A 15139-nucleotide genomic window follows, 5' to 3' on the forward strand; every position below is an offset into this window, starting at 1 on the left:
TCTAAAGCGTGTGTGAATGCCAGCCTGAGCCGAGTGCTATCCAACCGAGCTCTGCATCAGCGAGTGAAACATCAGGTATCGCGGCATGGCGCCGTGGACGAACAGCGATGCACCCGGGACCGCTGCGACGTTGGGGTCGGCAACGTCGAGGAAGCTCGACGACTTGCCGAGGTCCTGCCACCGCGGCAGCGGAATGTGTATCCCCTTGTTGAGGCGGAATTCCTGCACGACCTGGTTCAGCTTCACCGGCCGCTGGTCGTAGGTCAACACCTTCGGGGCGAAAGAGCGCAGTCCCTCACTCTTGTCCCTGCTCGTCGAGAAGCGGCCGTCATAGTCCCACACCTCTTTCAGAGCGGACTTGAGGCCCTTGGCTTGGTTCAGGAACGTGCTCATGTAGTGGACGCCGGCGCTGTAGCTCGCCGTGATCACCTCCTTGAGGTCCATATCCTCGCCTTTCCGTCCCGGAAAACGCTGGTCGCGGATATGCCTCAGGATCAACTCGATCAAATCCTTCCACTTGTCGGGAAACACGCCGCACGTTTCCGTCGACGCGAGGTTGAAGATCGGCATGATGAGCACGATCTTCTTGTTCGACGCGGCGAGCTGGGCGCCCTGCTGCTCGCAGTAGCGGTAGATGTTGTGCCAGCCGCCGGTCTGGGCCGCGTACTGTCCGTCGTCGTATCCGGCCCGTTGTGTGGGCAGCGGATGGAAGAAGATGAGCGCGCGGGTGAACTCGGTCGTGCCGTCCGGCACCACGGCGCATACGCGCGCCGGCAACCCTCTCGCGTATGCAAACACGAAATTCCTGAACCCGTTGTGCCCGGTCGTCGCCGACCGCAACACCCTGTCGGCCACAACCGTATCCGGAGCGGCGACCTGGAGCCTGTCGTTCGCCGGAAACGCCTTGGCGCTCGGGTGATCCTTGAGTTCTCGAATCATGGGGACGCTCTGCGTCTCGAGCGGCCTCTTTGGCTCCCGCTCGACTTCACGCGGCGAGCGGTACTCCAGCTCGGGAACGTCTTTCACCATGCGTGACCCCTTGTTCGTCGTGGACGGAGGAGCGCGTCAGTGACGGCTGGCTGCGCAGGAAGGCAGAGCGATCAATTCAGAAGCCGGAGCGATCAACTTAATCGAAGGGCTACAGGGTGTCCAGAAGTCGAGGCGGTTGCAAATGGGCGAGAAGCGGACAGCGTCGACACATCTGACGCGAATGATGGATGTCAGTTGCCCAATTGAGAAAGCCGCAACGATATTCATTCCCAAGAACGCGTGGCACGGATTCACTACTCCCGATAACGAGTTGTTATTGCTCTGGGTCACGGCGCTTGCCGGTCTGGATGGCTTTCTCCGCAAGACCGAGCAAGCAGCGAGACGCTGTTACGACCGCGAGCCGCCCGTCACTTCGCGCTGCGCGGGCCGGCGGCCGTGACTTCAGTCACAGAGGGAGCGAGGCTTGCGGCCTAGGGTCGAACCACGCTCGCTGGCTTAGCGACATAGACCATACCCGCTCAAGGCTGCATCTTTGGAGGTCTCATGAAGAAGCTCTATTTCGCCGCCACCGCGCTGTTGCTCGCATCCACCGCCGTGGCGCATGCCGGCAACGTGATCACCTTCCAGATCGAAGGACAGAAGATCCAGATCCAGGCGCCGAAGAATTGCAGCTCGCTGAACTGCGTCACGATCGTCGCGCCAGGCCTGTCCAAGAAGCCGATCACGCTGAACAATCTCGATTTCAATGATTTCGGCTCCGCGGACGATGATGACGACACGACGTCCGGCGCGACGACGACGGCGCAGGGGGCGCCGGCGCCGACCGCTCAGCAGCCGGCACCGCCGACAGAGGTCCAGCCGACCGCGCCCGCCGCGCCCACGGTCACAGCGCCGGCCGCGCCGGCGACCAATGTTGCCGAAGCGCCGTCGGTTGGTTTCAACGCCGCGGCGGCACCGGCGCCGGTCGCCGCTGCCCCCGCTCCGGTCACCCCGATCGGTCTGTGGGCGACCGAAGGCAACAAGGGCAATGTCCGCGTCGAGCAGTGCGGCGCCAATCTCTGCGGTTACGCCGAGAAGACCAATGCGCGCATCCTGATCAACATGAGGCCCGACGGTGCCAAGTGGAGCGGCCGTATCCACGATCCCGACTCCGGCCGCAACTACGACTCCACGATCGCCATGAAGGGTCCGAATGCGATGCGCGTGCAGGGCTGCGCCTTCGGCGGCATGTTCTGCGGCGGCCAGACCTGGAAGCGCGTGAGCTGATATTACCACCGTCATCCCGGGGCGATGCGAAGCATCGAACCCGGGATCTCGCGCCGCAGACACCCACTCCAATTTCGAGATTTCGGGTTCGCGACTTCGTCGCGCCCCGGAATGACGAGCAAGAAGGCGACGCCACATTCTGGGCCAACGTGGCTTTCAAGCGCCCCTTGCCGTGCGAAACATGTTCATCCGCCATTCAGCCAAACGCGGCTCATATCCGCAGCTCTCGCCTCGCGTTCTCACCGGGACTTTTTCGTGGATTTGATGGTGGCTCGGCGCCGCTTCGCGTTCGCGCTTGTGCTGCTGGCCTTGTCGCTGGCTGGCAGCAGCGCGGCTTGTGCATTCGAGGCCATCGAGCTCGCCCAGGCGCAGCCGCAAGCACAGCCGATACCCGGCCCCTCCCCGACGCCGTCGGCCTTACCGACAGCGTCTGCAGACGCGCAGCCCGCCGCCGTCGAGCCGATCGGCAACGTCGCGACGGTGACGGGGATCGCGACCGTGATCCGCGACAAGAACTCCTATCCGCTGCGCGTGCGCGACGACATCTATCTCAACGACGTGGTGCAGACCTCGTCGAACTCCTCGCTCGGCATCACCTTCAACGACGCTACCACGTTCAATCTCTCGGCCAGCGCCAAAATCACGATCGACAATTACGTCTACGAGGACGGCGGCAGGCAGAATTCGGCGATCTTCGACGTCGGCAAGGGCACGGTTGCCTTCGTGGCGGCAGCGGTAGCGAAGACCGGCGACATGAAGATCACCACGCCGACGGCAACGCTCGGCATCCGCGGCACCACCGGCGTCGTCGAGGTGCCGGAAGGCGCGGCGGCGAGCAGGGCCAGCAACGTCAACATCAAGCTCTATCCCGACGCCGACGGCCGGGTCGGCCACATCGACGTCGACGATCGCAGCAGCGGCACGCGGCTCGGCGCGCTGACACAGGCGTCCAGCGGCTTTGCGATCCGGCCCGGTGCGGGCGGCGCCGGCGGCGTCATGCGCTTTGCCGCGATACCGATCACAATTCCCGCGCAGCAGATCGCGCGCGACCGCGGCTTCGTCAGCCAGGTGCATCTGGCGCAAACCACGGGCCGGCAGATCGTCACCGAGCAGCGCGACTTCCGCCGCGCCAATCCGGGCGCGCTCAGCCGAATTCCGCGACCGGTCCAGCCGCAGCAGCAACAATTGCGGCCGAATACGCCGCCGGGACAACAGCGACCGAACGGCCAGCCTGGTCAGAACATCCGTCCGGGTCAGCAGCAGCCGGGTACGCCTGACCGGCAAGGCGCGAAGCCGCCGCAGCGGCAGGGACAAGGCGGCGCCGTGCAACCGGGTGGCCGGCGCGCAGGTCAGGGGCAGCAGCAGGGCCAACAGCAAGGCGCAGGTCGCCCGACAGGCGCCCCGCGCCGCGAAGAAGCAACGCAGCCGGACACCGCGCGGCAAACCCGGCCGCAGCGCGGTGGACAGATGCAACCCCAGCCCGGCGGAATCGTGCCGCCGCAGCCGGGCCAGCCGGCCGCGGCTCAACAGCCAGGCATGCAGCGCCCCGGTGGATTCCAGCAGCGCCTCCCCGCCATGCAGCGCCTCACACCGCCACGAAGACCCGCGCTTTCTCCGAAGGAAAAGAAAGAGCGGCGGTGACAGCGCCGCCCCTCCGTCATTGCGAGCGCGGCAGAGCGGCGTGAACAGGTCTCACGCCTCGCCGCGCAGCCACGCCTTCACCTTCTGCAGCAAACCGTGGCGCAGCTCGTCGACGGACGCCGCCTCGGCCGGAGTCAGCGTCTGCAAGGCGGTATCGATGTCATCGGCCGCCTGCGCCGGCTCGGGCGGCGGCGACGATGGAAGCCCCGCCGCCGCAAGCGCGATCGGGCCGACCTGGTTGAGGAACGCGCGCTCATATTCGCGCGACAGGCGGGCAATCGCATCGTCCAGCGTCAGCCAGTCGACCGCCTTGATGTCATTCATCAGCTTGCGGACCGGTCCGCCGTCAGCTTCCATCCGCCAGAAATGCACGACCTTGAAGCGCCCGCCGGACTGATAGACGAGGGTGCCCAGAAATTCGTGCACGGCGACGTCGTGGCCGGTCTCCTCCAGCACCTCGCGGCGCGCGGCTTCCTTCGGCGTCTCGCCGTCGTCGAGCTTGCCCTTGGGGAGGACCCATTCGTTGCGCTTGCGCTGACGCACGACCGCGATCAACGGCGCCGAACCACGCCGCAGCACAATACCCCCCGCGGCCAAGACCGGCGCCCGCGCCATCGCTCACACATCCAAAAATCGTCGTCCCCGACAGACGATATAGCCAGCGGGGACGGCAGATTGAAGGCTACTTTCTCCTCAAGAGCGCTTGACCCGCACGAATGCGCGAGCCCTCGGCGATGCCGTCGCAGAAGTTGAAATCGCCGGGCGCCAGGATGATGATGGTCGAGCCGTGCTCGAACCAGCCGAGCTCCTCGCCCTTGGCCACGTTGACGTCGCAAGGGAAATTGACCGGCCCCTTCGTCTGCGCGTTCAACACCATGTCGAGGAAGTGCAACCGGATGCTCGCGACCAGGATCGCCGCAACGGGCACCAGTGTCACCGCCTCGCCGGTCGAGAGGTGGGTACGGATCACCGCGCGCTCGTTCTTGCAGAAGAGACGCTCGACGCGCTTGAGCGCGATCGGGTTGACGTTCCAGACGTCGCCATGGATCAGCGTGACGCGTTCGATATGTGCGTCATAGGGCGCGTGGAAGCGATGATACATGCTCGACGTCAGCCGCAGCGTGACGAAGGAGCCGTTGCGGTGCTGGTCGACCAGCGCGGAATCGCCGAGCAGGTCGAGCAGCGAATAGGGCGCGCCCTTGACCTGGAACAGCTCGGTGTCGGCGATCTTGCCGTGGGCGCCGACGATTCCATCAGAGGGACTCGCCACCACCGCCGGATCCGGATCAAACGGCCGCAGGCCCGGCTTCAGCTCCCGGGTGAAGCAGTCGTGCAGGCTCTTGAAATGCGTCTTGCGCGCCTCCGACAGATCGAGGTCCGAGAACAGCTTCCACAGCGCGATCGAGAAGTCGCGCACGAGCGGATTCTCGACCTTGGAGAACCAGCCCATGAAGCGGGTCAGGGCCGCGCGGGGGATGCGGTTGGTCAACAGGAAGTTGAGGTCTTCCTGCTGGGTGAAAGAGGCGATGAGGGCTTTGACTGTCATGAATCTGTCAGCTCGCAGGGTTAGCGCTTGTTGTCATGGAAACGACACTCCCGATTCTCTCGATGTCCGTGGCCGCCGCAGCGTCCGCTGCCGCCGCCTTCCCGAAGCTCAAGGCGCGCATCGAACTCTCCCGCGCCAAGCACCGGTCGCTCGCCGGGCACTCCAAGATGTCGCGCCGGGTAGCGCGGCTGCTGCCGTTCTACGAGTACGGAGAGAACGACTATTTCTCCTGCGACGGTGCGCCCGCGAACATCGCCGCGCAACGCAAGGATGGCTTCTTCCGCCTCGCCCGCCTCTACGCCGAGCGCTACCCGAGGGGCCGCGCGATGACGAAGGAGGCGGCGGAGAAGATCTCCGACCTGAACTTCACCGAGAGCTACCGCGTGCCGTTCCAGTTCTCGCGTCTCGTCCGCGAGCACCTGGGCACCTCGACCTTCGTGGAGTCCTCGCGCGGCGTCACGGTCACCGACGTCGACGGCAACACCTCTTACGATCTCACCGGCTCGTACGGCGTCAACATCTTCGGCAACGACTTCTACAAGGAATGCATCGAGGGCGCCGAGAAGCGGGCGCATGCGCTCGGACCGGTGCTCGGCCCCTACCACCCCGTCATCCTCGAGAACGTGACCCGGCTCTGCCGGATCTCGGGCCTCGACGAGGTTTCGTTCCACATGTCCGGTACCGAAGCCGTGATGCAGGCGGTGCGGCTGGCGCGCTACCACACCAAGCGCACCCATCTGGTCCGCTTCGCCGGCGCCTATCACGGCTGGTGGGGCGACGTGCAGCCCGGCGTTGGCAATCCCATCCCCGCGCACGAGACCTACACCCTCGCCGAGATGTCGGAGAAGACGCTGCACGTGCTGAAGACGCGCAAGGACATCGCCTGCGTGCTGGTCAATCCGCTCCAGGGTCTGCATCCGAACGCCAACGCGCCCGGCGATTCCTCGCTGGTCGATTCCTCGCGCGGCGGCGATTTCGATCGGACCGCTTACACGGAGTGGCTGAAGAAGCTGCGCGAGGTCTGCACCGAACGCGGCATCGTCTTGATCTTCGACGAGGTCTTCGTCGGCTTCCGCCTCGCCGCCGGCGGCGCCCAGGAATATTTCGGCGTGCGCGCCGACATGGTCACCTACGGCAAGAGCCTCGCCGGCGGGCTGCCGGTCGGCGTGGTCTGCGGCAAAAAGGAATTGATGCGCCGCTTCCGCGACGATCGGCCCGCCGACATCTGCTTCGCCCGCGGCACCTTCAACTCCCACCCCTACGTCATGACGGCGATGGACGAATTCCTGAGCCGCCTCGCCAGCCCGAACTTCCGCGCGGTCTATGACGGCCTCAAGGAGACCTGGAACGGCCGCGTCCAAAAGCTCAACCGGATGATGGAGAGCGCCGATCTGCCGGTGCGGTTCGCAAACTTCTCCTCGATCTGGACGGTGAAATACACCACGCCGTCCCGCTACAACTGGATGCTGCAATATTACCTGCGCGCCGAGGGCCTGGCGCTGAGCTGGGTCGGCACCGGCCGGCTGATCTTCAGCCTCAACTACACCGACGCCGACTTCACCGAAGTCGCCGAACGCTTCGTCCGCGCCGCGCAGAAGATGAAGGCGGACGGCTTCTGGTGGCACGACGGCGTGCTCACCAACAAGCAGATCAAGCGGCAGATCCTGAAAGAGATGCTGGCGAAGCGCTTCGGGCGCTGAGGCCACACCGCGCACGCTTGCTCCAACTCTCCCGCTTGCGGGAGAGGCCGACGCGCCCCGGGCGATGCGAAAGCATCGTCCCGCGCGCGGCGGGTGAGGGTTCTCGCCACACAGGGACATCCTCAGTAGTCCCCGACAATCCCGACGCGGAGACACCCCCACCCCAGCCCTCCCCCGCAAGCGGGAGAGGGAGCCCACTCCCGATGCCGCTGCATTGTTTGCACCATATGCGACTGTCCGACCGCACGCGGGGAGAGGCGAAGAAAGCGCCCCCAAGACGTGGATGCCCGGCGCGAGGCCGGGCATGACGTAACCATCAGACATCGGAGTGTCGTGTGATACCAGCGCGCTCAGGCGTGCTGCTCTTCGAGCACGGGCTCATCGATGAAGCCCAGCGTGTGCTCGGGGTTGAGGTGCAGACCGGGGTCCATCAGCTCGCCGCGCATCAGCGCCAGCGGCGCGTTGCGATAGAGCATCAGGTCGTGGAACGGATCGGTCAGGATCTTGGTCATCCAGACGAGGCCGGTCTCAACGTCGCGAATGAAGAACAGGTGCACGGTGCGGAACAACAGGCCGCCGCCGCCGATCACGAGCCAGATCTTGGCGACCTGACGCATGAAGTCGGTCGCGCTCGTCCAGGGCGTGAACAGCCCAAACAACGCGGGATCGACAAGCAAGACCAGCGGCGACAGCGCCCAGATCGTCATCAGCACCACCTTGCGCTGAAGGTTGTAGCCGACCTTGATCTCTTCCTTGTATTCGTGCGTCGCCTGGTTGATGTGGTCGTAGGTGTGCGGCTCGAAGAAGAAGTGACCGGCCTGGCGCGAGGTCATCGAGACCAGCCAGCCGACCAGCGCCGAGACCACGGGGTCGATGAACAGCCAGACATAGGCGAAGAGGAAGCTCAGCGCGCTGACGAAGTGCAGGCTCTGATTGATGCGGCTGTGGTGATAGTAGCGATGGTCGTCCCAGCGCTGGATTCGCAGCTGCTCGAGATAATTCTTGATCATGCTCTCCCCCAAATGCTTTCGGGTCCGGGAATACAGGGATTCGATGTAGGCCGTGTGACATCATCATTTTGTCATGTGACGATGTGCAGCGGCGCGATGACGCACGGTTCACACTCTCTCCTCATCCCCTGCGTAACGGCGCTGCCGTTATCGCCGGGAGCGCGGAACGCGCGTCTCGAAGGATGAAGGCCCGGCTGCAGCACCGAGGCCTTCATGGTTCGAGACGGCGCTATGCGCCTCCTCACCATGAGGAGTGGCAGTTACGCGGCCTTGGCGACGCCGACCTTGCGGAAGCGCACCAACGAGAAGTGACCGAGCGGCGGAATCAGACGGCGCTCGGCGAGCTCGATGCCGTTCGCACCGGCGAGCCATTTGGCGTAACGCGACCAGGCGAACTCGGCGGTGCGGAAGCCGAGCGGACGCACCACCGGCTGAAGCTTCTGCTCGATGAAGCGACGCATGCCCGCATCGGCGCTGACGCGGGTCAGGATGATCAGCTCGCCGCCCGGTCGCAGCACGCGGGCGAATTCGTCGAGCGCCTTCTCCGGGTTCGGCACGGCGGTGACGACATATTGCGCCATCACGACGTCGAAGGAATTGTCCGGAAATTCGAGCTTCTCGGCGTCCATCACCGCGAGGCCCTCGACGTTCTTCAGCTTCTGCTCCTTCACCCGGCGGCGGGCCTTGTCCAGCATCGCCTCCGAAATGTCGGTGCCGAAGATGCGGAGGTTGGGGGCATAGAGCGGCAGCGAGATGCCGGTGCCGACGCCGACCTCGAGCACGCGGCCGCCGATCTTGTTGGTGGCCGCGATCGCAGCCTGCCGCCCCTTGGCGAACACGCCGCCGAACACGAGGTCGTAGACGGGCGCCCAGCGGTCATAGGCCTGCTCGACCGTGCCACGGGTGAGGTCGAGCTGCTGCGTGCCTTCAAGGTTCATGATCTTAGCCATCGATGAGGTTCTCGCTGTGGTTCGAAGTGACGATCAGCTGCGCACCGGTCGCCGCGCCATGCGAGGCGAGGCACGCAAGACGCGGCTGGGCTGAAGAGAGGTGAGATTGCCGACGAACTGGCGCGCGCTGTTCTCCCAGGAGCGCTCCAGCGCGAAGTTGCGGCAGGTCTCGCGCGACATGGTGAGCGCGCGCAGGCACGCGGTGCGCAGATCGTGGTCGATCGCGCCGATCGGGTGATCGGCGATGACGTCCTTCGGTCCCGTCACCGGAAACGCCGCAACCGGCGTGCCGCAGGCGAGCGCCTCGAGCTGCACCACGCCGAAAGTGTCGGTCAGGCTCGGAAACACGAAGACGTCGGCAGCGGCGAGATGCGCGGTCAGATCCGCACCCTTCTTCTCGCCGAGGAAGACCGCGTCCGGGTACTTCTTTTCGAGCGCCGCCTTCTGCGGGCCGTCGCCGACCACGACCTTGGTGCCGGGCAGGTCGAGCGAAAGGAACGCTTCGAGATTCTTCTCCACCGCCACGCGGCCCATGGTCATGAAGATCGGCCGCGGCAGGTCGAGCCTCGCCGGAGAATCGGGATGGAACAGTTCGGTGTCGACGCCGCGCGTCCAGAAGCCGAGCCGCTTGAAGCCGCGCTCGGACAGCTCCTGCCGCAGCGAGGGCGTCGCCACCATCGTCATGGCGGCGGCATCGTGGAAGTGGCGCAGCACGGCATAGCCGACGGCGGCCGGGATGCCGGTCCGCACCGCGACATATTCCGGAAAGCGCGTCGTGTAGGAGGTGGTGAAGGCGAGCCGGTTGCGGCGGCAATAGGCCCGCGCCGCCCAGCCGATCGGGCCCTCGGTCGCGATGTGCAGCGCGTCCGGCGCCGCCCGCTCGATCCGCCTTGCGATCTCCTTGGCGCTCGGCAGCGCGATGCGCAGGCCCGGATAGGTCGGCAGCGGCCAGGACGGAAAGCCGTCCGGCGTGAGGAAGTCGATCTCGACCTCGAGGGCCTTGGCCGCGTTCGCCAGCGAAGTCAGCGTCCGCACCACACCGTTGACCTGCGGATGCCAGGCGTCAGTCGCGATTAATACCCGCATGGGGAAATTCCGAGAGTTTGATGATTCTCAGGCAACGACCATCAACGAAGGATATTTCAGGCGTGTGACGTCACAGAAGTGTCGGCGTGCTGTTTTGTTCGTTAACGGGCGCGCGGAGCCACGAAACCGTCATGAAACAATCCTTTCCGCGACGAAACCGTTTTCGGTTTTCCTCGCAAATGTCCCGAAACGTTTCGCCGTTAGGACTTAAGGCAACGGAGCACCGAAACGGTGCCGCGGTGAGCAGAAACACCGAGCAAACAGGGGCGACCAATGTTCAATCTGGATACGTTCAAGACGTTTTCGCGCGCCGTTGCGTTCGGTGCAGCCGCAATCTCCGCAATGGCATTCACAGGCGCAGCCAACGCCGCGCCCGCGCAGCTTTTCCCTCTCTTCCAGCCGCTGCCGTCAATGGCCGCGCCGCAACCGATCCAGCCCTATCAACCCTATCAGGCGACGCCTTACCAGGCTGCGCCGTCGGAAGATCAGGACGCGGTCGAGATGCCGGCCCGTTTCCGCCGCCAGACCGTTTCCTATGCAACGCGCGAGGCGCCGGGCACCATCATCATCGATACGCCCAACACCTATCTCTATTACGTGCTCGGCAACGGCCAGGCGCTGCGCTACGGCATTGGCGTCGGCCGCGACGGCTTCACCTGGTCCGGCATTCAGTCGGTGAGCCGGAAGGCGGAATGGCCGGACTGGACCCCGCCGCCCCAGATGATCGCCCGCCAGCCCTATCTGCCGCGCCACATGGCCGGCGGCCCCGGCAACCCGTTAGGGGCCCGCGCCATGTATCTCGGCAGCACCATCTACCGCATCCACGGCACCAACGCGCCCGAGACCATCGGCAAGCACGTCTCGTCCGGCTGCATCCGCATGACCAACGAGGACGTCACCGACCTCTATTCCCGGGTCAATATCGGCACCAAGGTGATCGTGCTGCCAATGACCGAACGCAGGGCCGAGCTCGGCACTGCGACGCGCTGAGCGACCGGACATTGTGACGCAAGCGGCCCCGGAACCGGCCGGGGCCGTCTTTGTTTGCCCTCGACATCCCGACGCGCTTGCTGCGGCGCGATCCCCGATGGAGGCGCAAATGCAACCACGCCTGCAACGTTCGTCAAAAGCGTGGGCGCACGCGATCGGCGCCGGGGCACTGACGCTGCTCTTGTCCGCGCCCTTCTCGCTCGCGCAGCAACCCGCCAGTGACGACACAGGCCAGCAGGCCTTCAACAACGCCTGCCGCACCTGCCACTCCATGAAGGAGGGCGACAATCGGCTCGGTCCCAACCTCAACAAGATCGTCGGACGCAAGGCCGGCTCGCTGCCGGACTACAACTACTCCTCGTCGATGAAGGAAGCGGGCTTCGCCTGGGACCAGGACAAGCTCACCCGCTTCATGGTCAAGCCGGACGAAGTCGTCTCCGGCCACAAGATGCAGCCCTATGGCGGCGTATCGGCCGAGGAAGCGGGCAAGGTGTTTGCGTATCTGCAATCGACCGGCAGCCAATAGGAGCCGCCGCAGCGCTATTGTGGTGTGGCGCATCCTTCGAGACGCCCGCCTGCGGCGGGCTCCTCAGGATGAGGGCGCAGTGCGCGGCTGCAGCCAATTCTCAGGTCTTGCATCAAGTCACGGCTGCCAGTTAGCCTCATCCTGAGGAGACCGCGATGCGGTCGTCTCGAAGGATGTGGCGTGCGCACGGTGAGGCCGCGTTCGCCGGCATGCCCTCACCGGTCCGCAATCAGCCGCAGCCACGCCGATGCGTGAAACGCGCTCATCAACAGATACATCGGCACCATTCCGCCGAGCGCGGAACCGTGTCCGGCGGAGCAGAGCACGTCCCCCGGACCGCCGGCGAGCACGGCGGTCAGCAGCGCCATGATCGCGAAGGTCGGCGTGGCCGCCAGACCGAGCCATCTGGCGAGGTGACCCGCGGTCGCGGCGCCGTCGTGGCCGGCGCCGGGGACCGCGCTGACCGGACCGGTCATTTCCGTTCCCCCGCGGCCTCCTCGCGAAAGGCCTTCTCGCCGGCGTCCGAGATCTCGACCCATTTCTTGTCGGGTGCGGCGCCTTCGGTGTAGCTGTCGTGCCAGTTCCACCATTTGTAGGTCGGCGTCTGCGGATAGCCCTCCGGCGAGTCCTCCCACACCTCCTGGCGGCCGAGCGGCGTGATGTCGAGATAGTTCCAGGTGCCGCCCATCTGCTCGTCGCCCCGGCTCTTGACGAAATAGGTGCGGAAGATGCGCATCCCGTCGCGGTAGAACACGTTCGTTCCGTGCCATTCGCCGACGCCGAAATCGGCATCGAAGCCGTCGGTGATGGTGACCCACGGCATGGTCCAGCCCATCCGCTTCTTCAGCCTGACGATGTCGGCCTGCGGCGCGCGCGAGGCGAAGACTAGCGTGGTGTCGCGGGCGTTGAGGTGCGAGACATGAGCGACTTGGTCCGCCACCATGGAGCAGCCGCGGCAGGCATGATCGGGCCAGCCGAACACGCCGGGCTCGAAGAACGCGCGGTAGACGATCAGCTGCCGCCGGCCCTGGAACAGGTCGTGCAGGCTGAGCTTGCCGCCGGGCCCCTCGAACGCATAGGTTTTGTCCACCGCCATCCACGGCATGCGACGCCGCTCGGCGGCCAGGGCATCGCGGGCACGGGTATGCGCCTTTTCCTTCACGAGCAGTTGCTGACGGGCTGCCTCCCAATCCTGCGGCGACACCACCGGCGGTGTCTGCATGGCGGTCTTTCCGTGCGTCGCTGCGTTGTCTGCTGAACTCATCATGGTCCTCCAATTCCCTTGCCTGGGCGAAGCTCCGCCGCACCTGGACGGTCGAGGAACCGATCGTTCCTCGCCGCACATTGTCGGCCGTCAACGATGTCTGGCACCGGACGGCTGCGCGGTGGGAGTAACAAGTGTGGCGGGATTGACATGGAATCGCTGATCACCGCCGCGGCGCGTGCGCTCGAAGCCGGCGATCCGCTCGGCGCGCTGAACCGCGTTGCGTTGCGCAACGATGCGCCGTCGCTCGCGCTGCGCGGCATCGCGATGGCGCAGCTCGGCGATCTCGCCAAGGCCAAGACGCTGCTGCGAAGCGCCGCGCGTACCTTCGGTCCGCGCGAGGCGGTGGCACGCGCAAGATGCGTGGTGGCCGAAGCCGAGATCGCGCTGGTCTCGCGCGATCTGAGCTGGCCGGTGAAGACCCTCGCGGCGGCACGCGCGACGCTCGAAAACCATGGCGATCTCGCCAATGCCGCCCATGCAGGCCATATCGAGGCGCGCCGTTTCCTACTGGTCGGGCGCCTCGACGAGGCCGAGCGCACGCTGGCCGAGGTCCGTCCTGCGCCGCTCCCGCCCGCCTCCCAGGTCGTCCGCGAGCTCGTGGTCGCCGGCATCGCGATCAGGCGGCTCAGAACGAAAGAGGCGCGCACGGCGCTCGGCCGCGCGGCTCACGCAGCGCGGCTGGCCGAGATCCCGGCGCTCCTGGCCGAGGTCGACAGCGTGAGCCTCATGCTCGATACGCCGGCAGCGCGCCTGATCGCGCGCGGCAGCGAACACCCATTGTTGCTCGGAGAGGTCGAAAGACTGGCGACCTCGACGGCGCTCGTCGTGGACACCTTCCATCATGTCGTGCGCAGGCAAGGCGTCGTCGTGCCGCTGGGAACGCGGCCCGTGCTGTTCGCGCTCGCTCGCCTGCTGGCGCAGGCATGGCCCGCGGATGTCTCGCGAGAGGCGTTGATATCGGGCGCCTTTCACGCAAAGCACGCCGATGAGTCGCACCGCGCGCGATTGCGCGTCGAGATCGGACGGCTCCGCACCAAGCTCAAGCCACTGGCCGACATCAGCGCGACGAAGCCGGGCTTCGTGCTGGCGCCGCGGAAGACGCGCGACGTCCTCGTGCTGGCGCGGCCCCTCGAGGAGAAGCACGCGGCCGTCCTCGCCTTTCTCGCCGACGGCGAGCCATGGTCGAGCTCGGCGCTCGCAGTTGCGCTTGGGATCAGTCCGCGCACCGTGCAGCGGGCCCTCGACGAGCTGGCGCGGTCGCACAAGGTGCAGTGCTTCGGACACGGACGGGCGCGCCGCTGGATGACGCCGCCTATTCCGGGTTTCCCGACAGGCTTGTTACTCCCCACCCCGCTCCTGAAGACGTAGGCTGCGCGCAGCACAGGGATCGAGCACATGAAACGTTCAGCCGCCGAGATCGTCACCGAGTACGGGCCCTTTCCAGGCGTCGAGGCCGTGCATGGCGTCACCTATGACGGCAAGCACGTCTGGTTCGCATCCGGCGACAAGTTGAACGCCGTCGATCCGGCCAGCGGCAAGATCGCGCGCTCCATCGACGTCGCCGCGCATGCGGGAACGGCGTTCGACGGCCGGCACTTGTTCCAGATCGCCGAGGATCGCATCCAGAAAATTGATGCCGCCTCGGGCAAGGTGCTCGGCACCATTCCTGCGCCCGGCGGCGGCGGTGATTCCGGTCTTGCCTGGGCCGAGGGCTCGCTCTGGGTCGGACAATATCGCGAGCGCAAGATCCATCAGGTCGACCCCGAAACGGGGAAGGTCCTCCGCACCATCGAAAGCAAGCGCTTCGTGACCGGGGTGACCTGGGTCGACGGCGAGCTCTGGCATGGCACCTGGGAAGGCGAGGAGAGCGATATCAGGCGGATCGACCCTGACACGGGCAAGGTGCTGGAGCAGCTCGACCTGCCCGCCGGGACGGTGGTGTCGGGGTTGGAATCCGACGGCGCCGACCGCTTCTTCTGCGGCGGCGGCAGCCGCGGCAATGTGAGGGCGATCCGCCGTCCTCGGCGCGGCTAGCCTCGTCGCAATGCTTGAACGCTTGGTAACGGCGCGTTCGCGGCCGTTAACCTGTTCGCCCCAATTCCACCCCACCGGTGCGCTCTAGCGCCCTCTTCGCCCGCCCTGTAGAATCCCGCCGGGGCTGCTTGGG

The 15139-nt window shown here is 65.8% G+C and carries 15 protein-coding genes; 7 read left to right on the forward strand and 8 right to left on the reverse strand.

The genetic code is table 11. The annotated features are described in order from the left end of the window. Positions 1-36: 36 nt before the first annotated feature. Positions 37-1029, reverse strand: a complete 993-nt coding sequence (locus tag ACM42_RS28210) for a hypothetical protein (protein ID WP_271530914.1) — start codon at positions 1027-1029, stop codon at positions 37-39. A 504-nt stretch (positions 1030-1533) separates the two neighbouring features. Here ACM42_RS28210 and ACM42_RS28215 point away from each other — a divergent pair. Next, positions 1534-2256, forward strand: coding sequence for a DUF2147 domain-containing protein (locus tag ACM42_RS28215; protein WP_271530915.1), 723 nt, complete (start codon positions 1534-1536; stop codon positions 2254-2256). A gap of 264 nt (positions 2257-2520) precedes the next feature. Further along, complete coding sequence (locus tag ACM42_RS28220) at positions 2521-3897, forward strand: FecR family protein (protein WP_271531176.1); 1377 nt, start codon at positions 2521-2523, stop codon at positions 3895-3897. A 51-nt stretch (positions 3898-3948) separates the two neighbouring features. On the opposite strand, the gene ACM42_RS28225 is transcribed toward ACM42_RS28220, so the two are convergent. After that, positions 3949-4512 (reverse strand): NUDIX hydrolase, encoded by a 564-nt coding sequence (locus ACM42_RS28225; protein WP_035676931.1) that lies wholly within the window; start codon positions 4510-4512, stop codon positions 3949-3951. Positions 4513-4579: 67 nt separating this feature from the next. After that, positions 4580-5443, reverse strand: a complete 864-nt coding sequence (gene asd / locus ACM42_RS28230; RefSeq protein ID WP_271530916.1) for an archaetidylserine decarboxylase — start codon at positions 5441-5443, stop codon at positions 4580-4582. A 35-nt stretch (positions 5444-5478) separates the two neighbouring features. On the opposite strand from asd, the gene ACM42_RS28235 reads away from it, so the two are divergent. Continuing rightward, positions 5479-7143 carry an aminotransferase class III-fold pyridoxal phosphate-dependent enzyme gene (locus ACM42_RS28235; protein ID WP_271530917.1) on the forward strand — a complete coding sequence of 555 codons (1665 nt, stop codon included), beginning with the start codon at positions 5479-5481 and terminating at the stop codon, positions 7141-7143. A gap of 350 nt (positions 7144-7493) precedes the next feature. Here the strand turns inward: ACM42_RS28235 and ACM42_RS28240 are convergent, their stop codons facing one another. The 3 genes from ACM42_RS28240 to ACM42_RS28250 form a co-directional block, all read right to left on the reverse strand. After that, the gene (locus ACM42_RS28240) at positions 7494-8153 is read right to left on the reverse strand and encodes a hypothetical protein (RefSeq protein ID WP_271530918.1); all 660 of its coding nucleotides are present in this window, start codon (positions 8151-8153) and stop codon (positions 7494-7496) included. A gap of 260 nt (positions 8154-8413) precedes the next feature. Continuing rightward, positions 8414-9103 carry a class I SAM-dependent methyltransferase gene (locus ACM42_RS28245; protein WP_271530919.1) on the reverse strand — a complete coding sequence of 230 codons (690 nt, stop codon included), beginning with the start codon at positions 9101-9103 and terminating at the stop codon, positions 8414-8416. Between the two features lie 33 nt (positions 9104-9136). Then, the gene (locus ACM42_RS28250) at positions 9137-10189 is read right to left on the reverse strand and encodes a glycosyltransferase family 4 protein (RefSeq protein WP_028178082.1); all 1053 of its coding nucleotides are present in this window, start codon (positions 10187-10189) and stop codon (positions 9137-9139) included. A 273-nt stretch (positions 10190-10462) separates the two neighbouring features. On the opposite strand from ACM42_RS28250, the gene ACM42_RS28255 reads away from it, so the two are divergent. Further along, positions 10463-11179, forward strand: coding sequence for a L,D-transpeptidase (locus ACM42_RS28255; protein ID WP_271530920.1), 717 nt, complete (start codon positions 10463-10465; stop codon positions 11177-11179). Between the two features lie 97 nt (positions 11180-11276). Then, positions 11277-11705 carry a c-type cytochrome gene (locus tag ACM42_RS28260; RefSeq protein ID WP_271530921.1) on the forward strand — a complete coding sequence of 143 codons (429 nt, stop codon included), beginning with the start codon at positions 11277-11279 and terminating at the stop codon, positions 11703-11705. Positions 11706-11920: 215 nt separating this feature from the next. Here ACM42_RS28260 and ACM42_RS28265 read toward each other — a convergent pair whose 3' ends face one another. Together ACM42_RS28265 and ACM42_RS28270 are read right to left on the reverse strand one after the other, a co-directional pair. After that, positions 11921-12181: a hypothetical protein gene (locus ACM42_RS28265; RefSeq protein WP_271530922.1), complete on the reverse strand. Its 261-nt coding sequence runs from the start codon at positions 12179-12181 to the stop codon at positions 11921-11923. Then, a complete protein-coding gene (locus ACM42_RS28270) occupies positions 12178-12972 on the reverse strand; it encodes a DUF899 domain-containing protein (protein ID WP_271530923.1) in 795 nt (264 codons plus the stop codon). Before ACM42_RS28270 ends, ACM42_RS28265 begins: the two co-directional genes overlap by 4 nt. 147 nt (positions 12973-13119) lie before the next feature. Here ACM42_RS28270 and ACM42_RS28275 point away from each other — a divergent pair, with 147 nt between their 5' ends. Both ACM42_RS28275 and ACM42_RS28280 read left to right on the forward strand, forming a co-directional pair. Next, the gene (locus ACM42_RS28275) at positions 13120-14340 is read left to right on the forward strand and encodes a helix-turn-helix domain-containing protein (protein WP_271530924.1); all 1221 of its coding nucleotides are present in this window, start codon (positions 13120-13122) and stop codon (positions 14338-14340) included. A gap of 27 nt (positions 14341-14367) precedes the next feature. Beyond that, the gene (locus tag ACM42_RS28280) at positions 14368-15006 is read left to right on the forward strand and encodes a Vgb family protein (protein ID WP_271530925.1); all 639 of its coding nucleotides are present in this window, start codon (positions 14368-14370) and stop codon (positions 15004-15006) included. Positions 15007-15139: the final 133 nt, after the last annotated feature.

Source organism: Bradyrhizobium sp. CCBAU 25338, from assembly GCF_028128965.1.
Classification (GTDB): Bacteria; Pseudomonadota; Alphaproteobacteria; order Rhizobiales; family Xanthobacteraceae; genus Bradyrhizobium; species Bradyrhizobium liaoningense.

What these genes read in the sequence shown, in the direction of transcription:
- ACM42_RS28245 (WP_271530919.1), bottom strand. Translation starts at nt 9,103, where the DNA reads ATGGCTAAGATCATGAACCTTGAAGGCACGCAGCAGCTCGACCTCACC.
- ACM42_RS28260 (WP_271530921.1), top strand. Translation starts at nt 11,277, where the DNA reads ATGGAGGCGCAAATGCAACCACGCCTGCAACGTTCGTCAAAAGCGTGG.
- ACM42_RS28225 (WP_035676931.1), bottom strand. Translation starts at nt 4,512, where the DNA reads ATGGCGCGGGCGCCGGTCTTGGCCGCGGGGGGTATTGTGCTGCGGCGT.
- ACM42_RS28240 (WP_271530918.1), bottom strand. Translation starts at nt 8,153, where the DNA reads ATGATCAAGAATTATCTCGAGCAGCTGCGAATCCAGCGCTGGGACGAC.
- ACM42_RS28275 (WP_271530924.1), top strand. Translation starts at nt 13,120, where the DNA reads ATGGAATCGCTGATCACCGCCGCGGCGCGTGCGCTCGAAGCCGGCGAT.
- ACM42_RS28255 (WP_271530920.1), top strand. Translation starts at nt 10,463, where the DNA reads ATGTTCAATCTGGATACGTTCAAGACGTTTTCGCGCGCCGTTGCGTTC.
- ACM42_RS28220 (WP_271531176.1), top strand. Translation starts at nt 2,521, where the DNA reads ATGGTGGCTCGGCGCCGCTTCGCGTTCGCGCTTGTGCTGCTGGCCTTG.
- ACM42_RS28270 (WP_271530923.1), bottom strand. Translation starts at nt 12,972, where the DNA reads ATGATGAGTTCAGCAGACAACGCAGCGACGCACGGAAAGACCGCCATG.
- ACM42_RS28280 (WP_271530925.1), top strand. Translation starts at nt 14,368, where the DNA reads ATGAAACGTTCAGCCGCCGAGATCGTCACCGAGTACGGGCCCTTTCCA.
- ACM42_RS28235 (WP_271530917.1), top strand. Translation starts at nt 5,479, where the DNA reads ATGGAAACGACACTCCCGATTCTCTCGATGTCCGTGGCCGCCGCAGCG.
- ACM42_RS28265 (WP_271530922.1), bottom strand. Translation starts at nt 12,181, where the DNA reads ATGACCGGTCCGGTCAGCGCGGTCCCCGGCGCCGGCCACGACGGCGCC.
- ACM42_RS28210 (WP_271530914.1), bottom strand. Translation starts at nt 1,029, where the DNA reads ATGGTGAAAGACGTTCCCGAGCTGGAGTACCGCTCGCCGCGTGAAGTC.
- asd (WP_271530916.1), bottom strand. Translation starts at nt 5,443, where the DNA reads ATGACAGTCAAAGCCCTCATCGCCTCTTTCACCCAGCAGGAAGACCTC.
- ACM42_RS28250 (WP_028178082.1), bottom strand. Translation starts at nt 10,189, where the DNA reads ATGCGGGTATTAATCGCGACTGACGCCTGGCATCCGCAGGTCAACGGT.
- ACM42_RS28215 (WP_271530915.1), top strand. Translation starts at nt 1,534, where the DNA reads ATGAAGAAGCTCTATTTCGCCGCCACCGCGCTGTTGCTCGCATCCACC.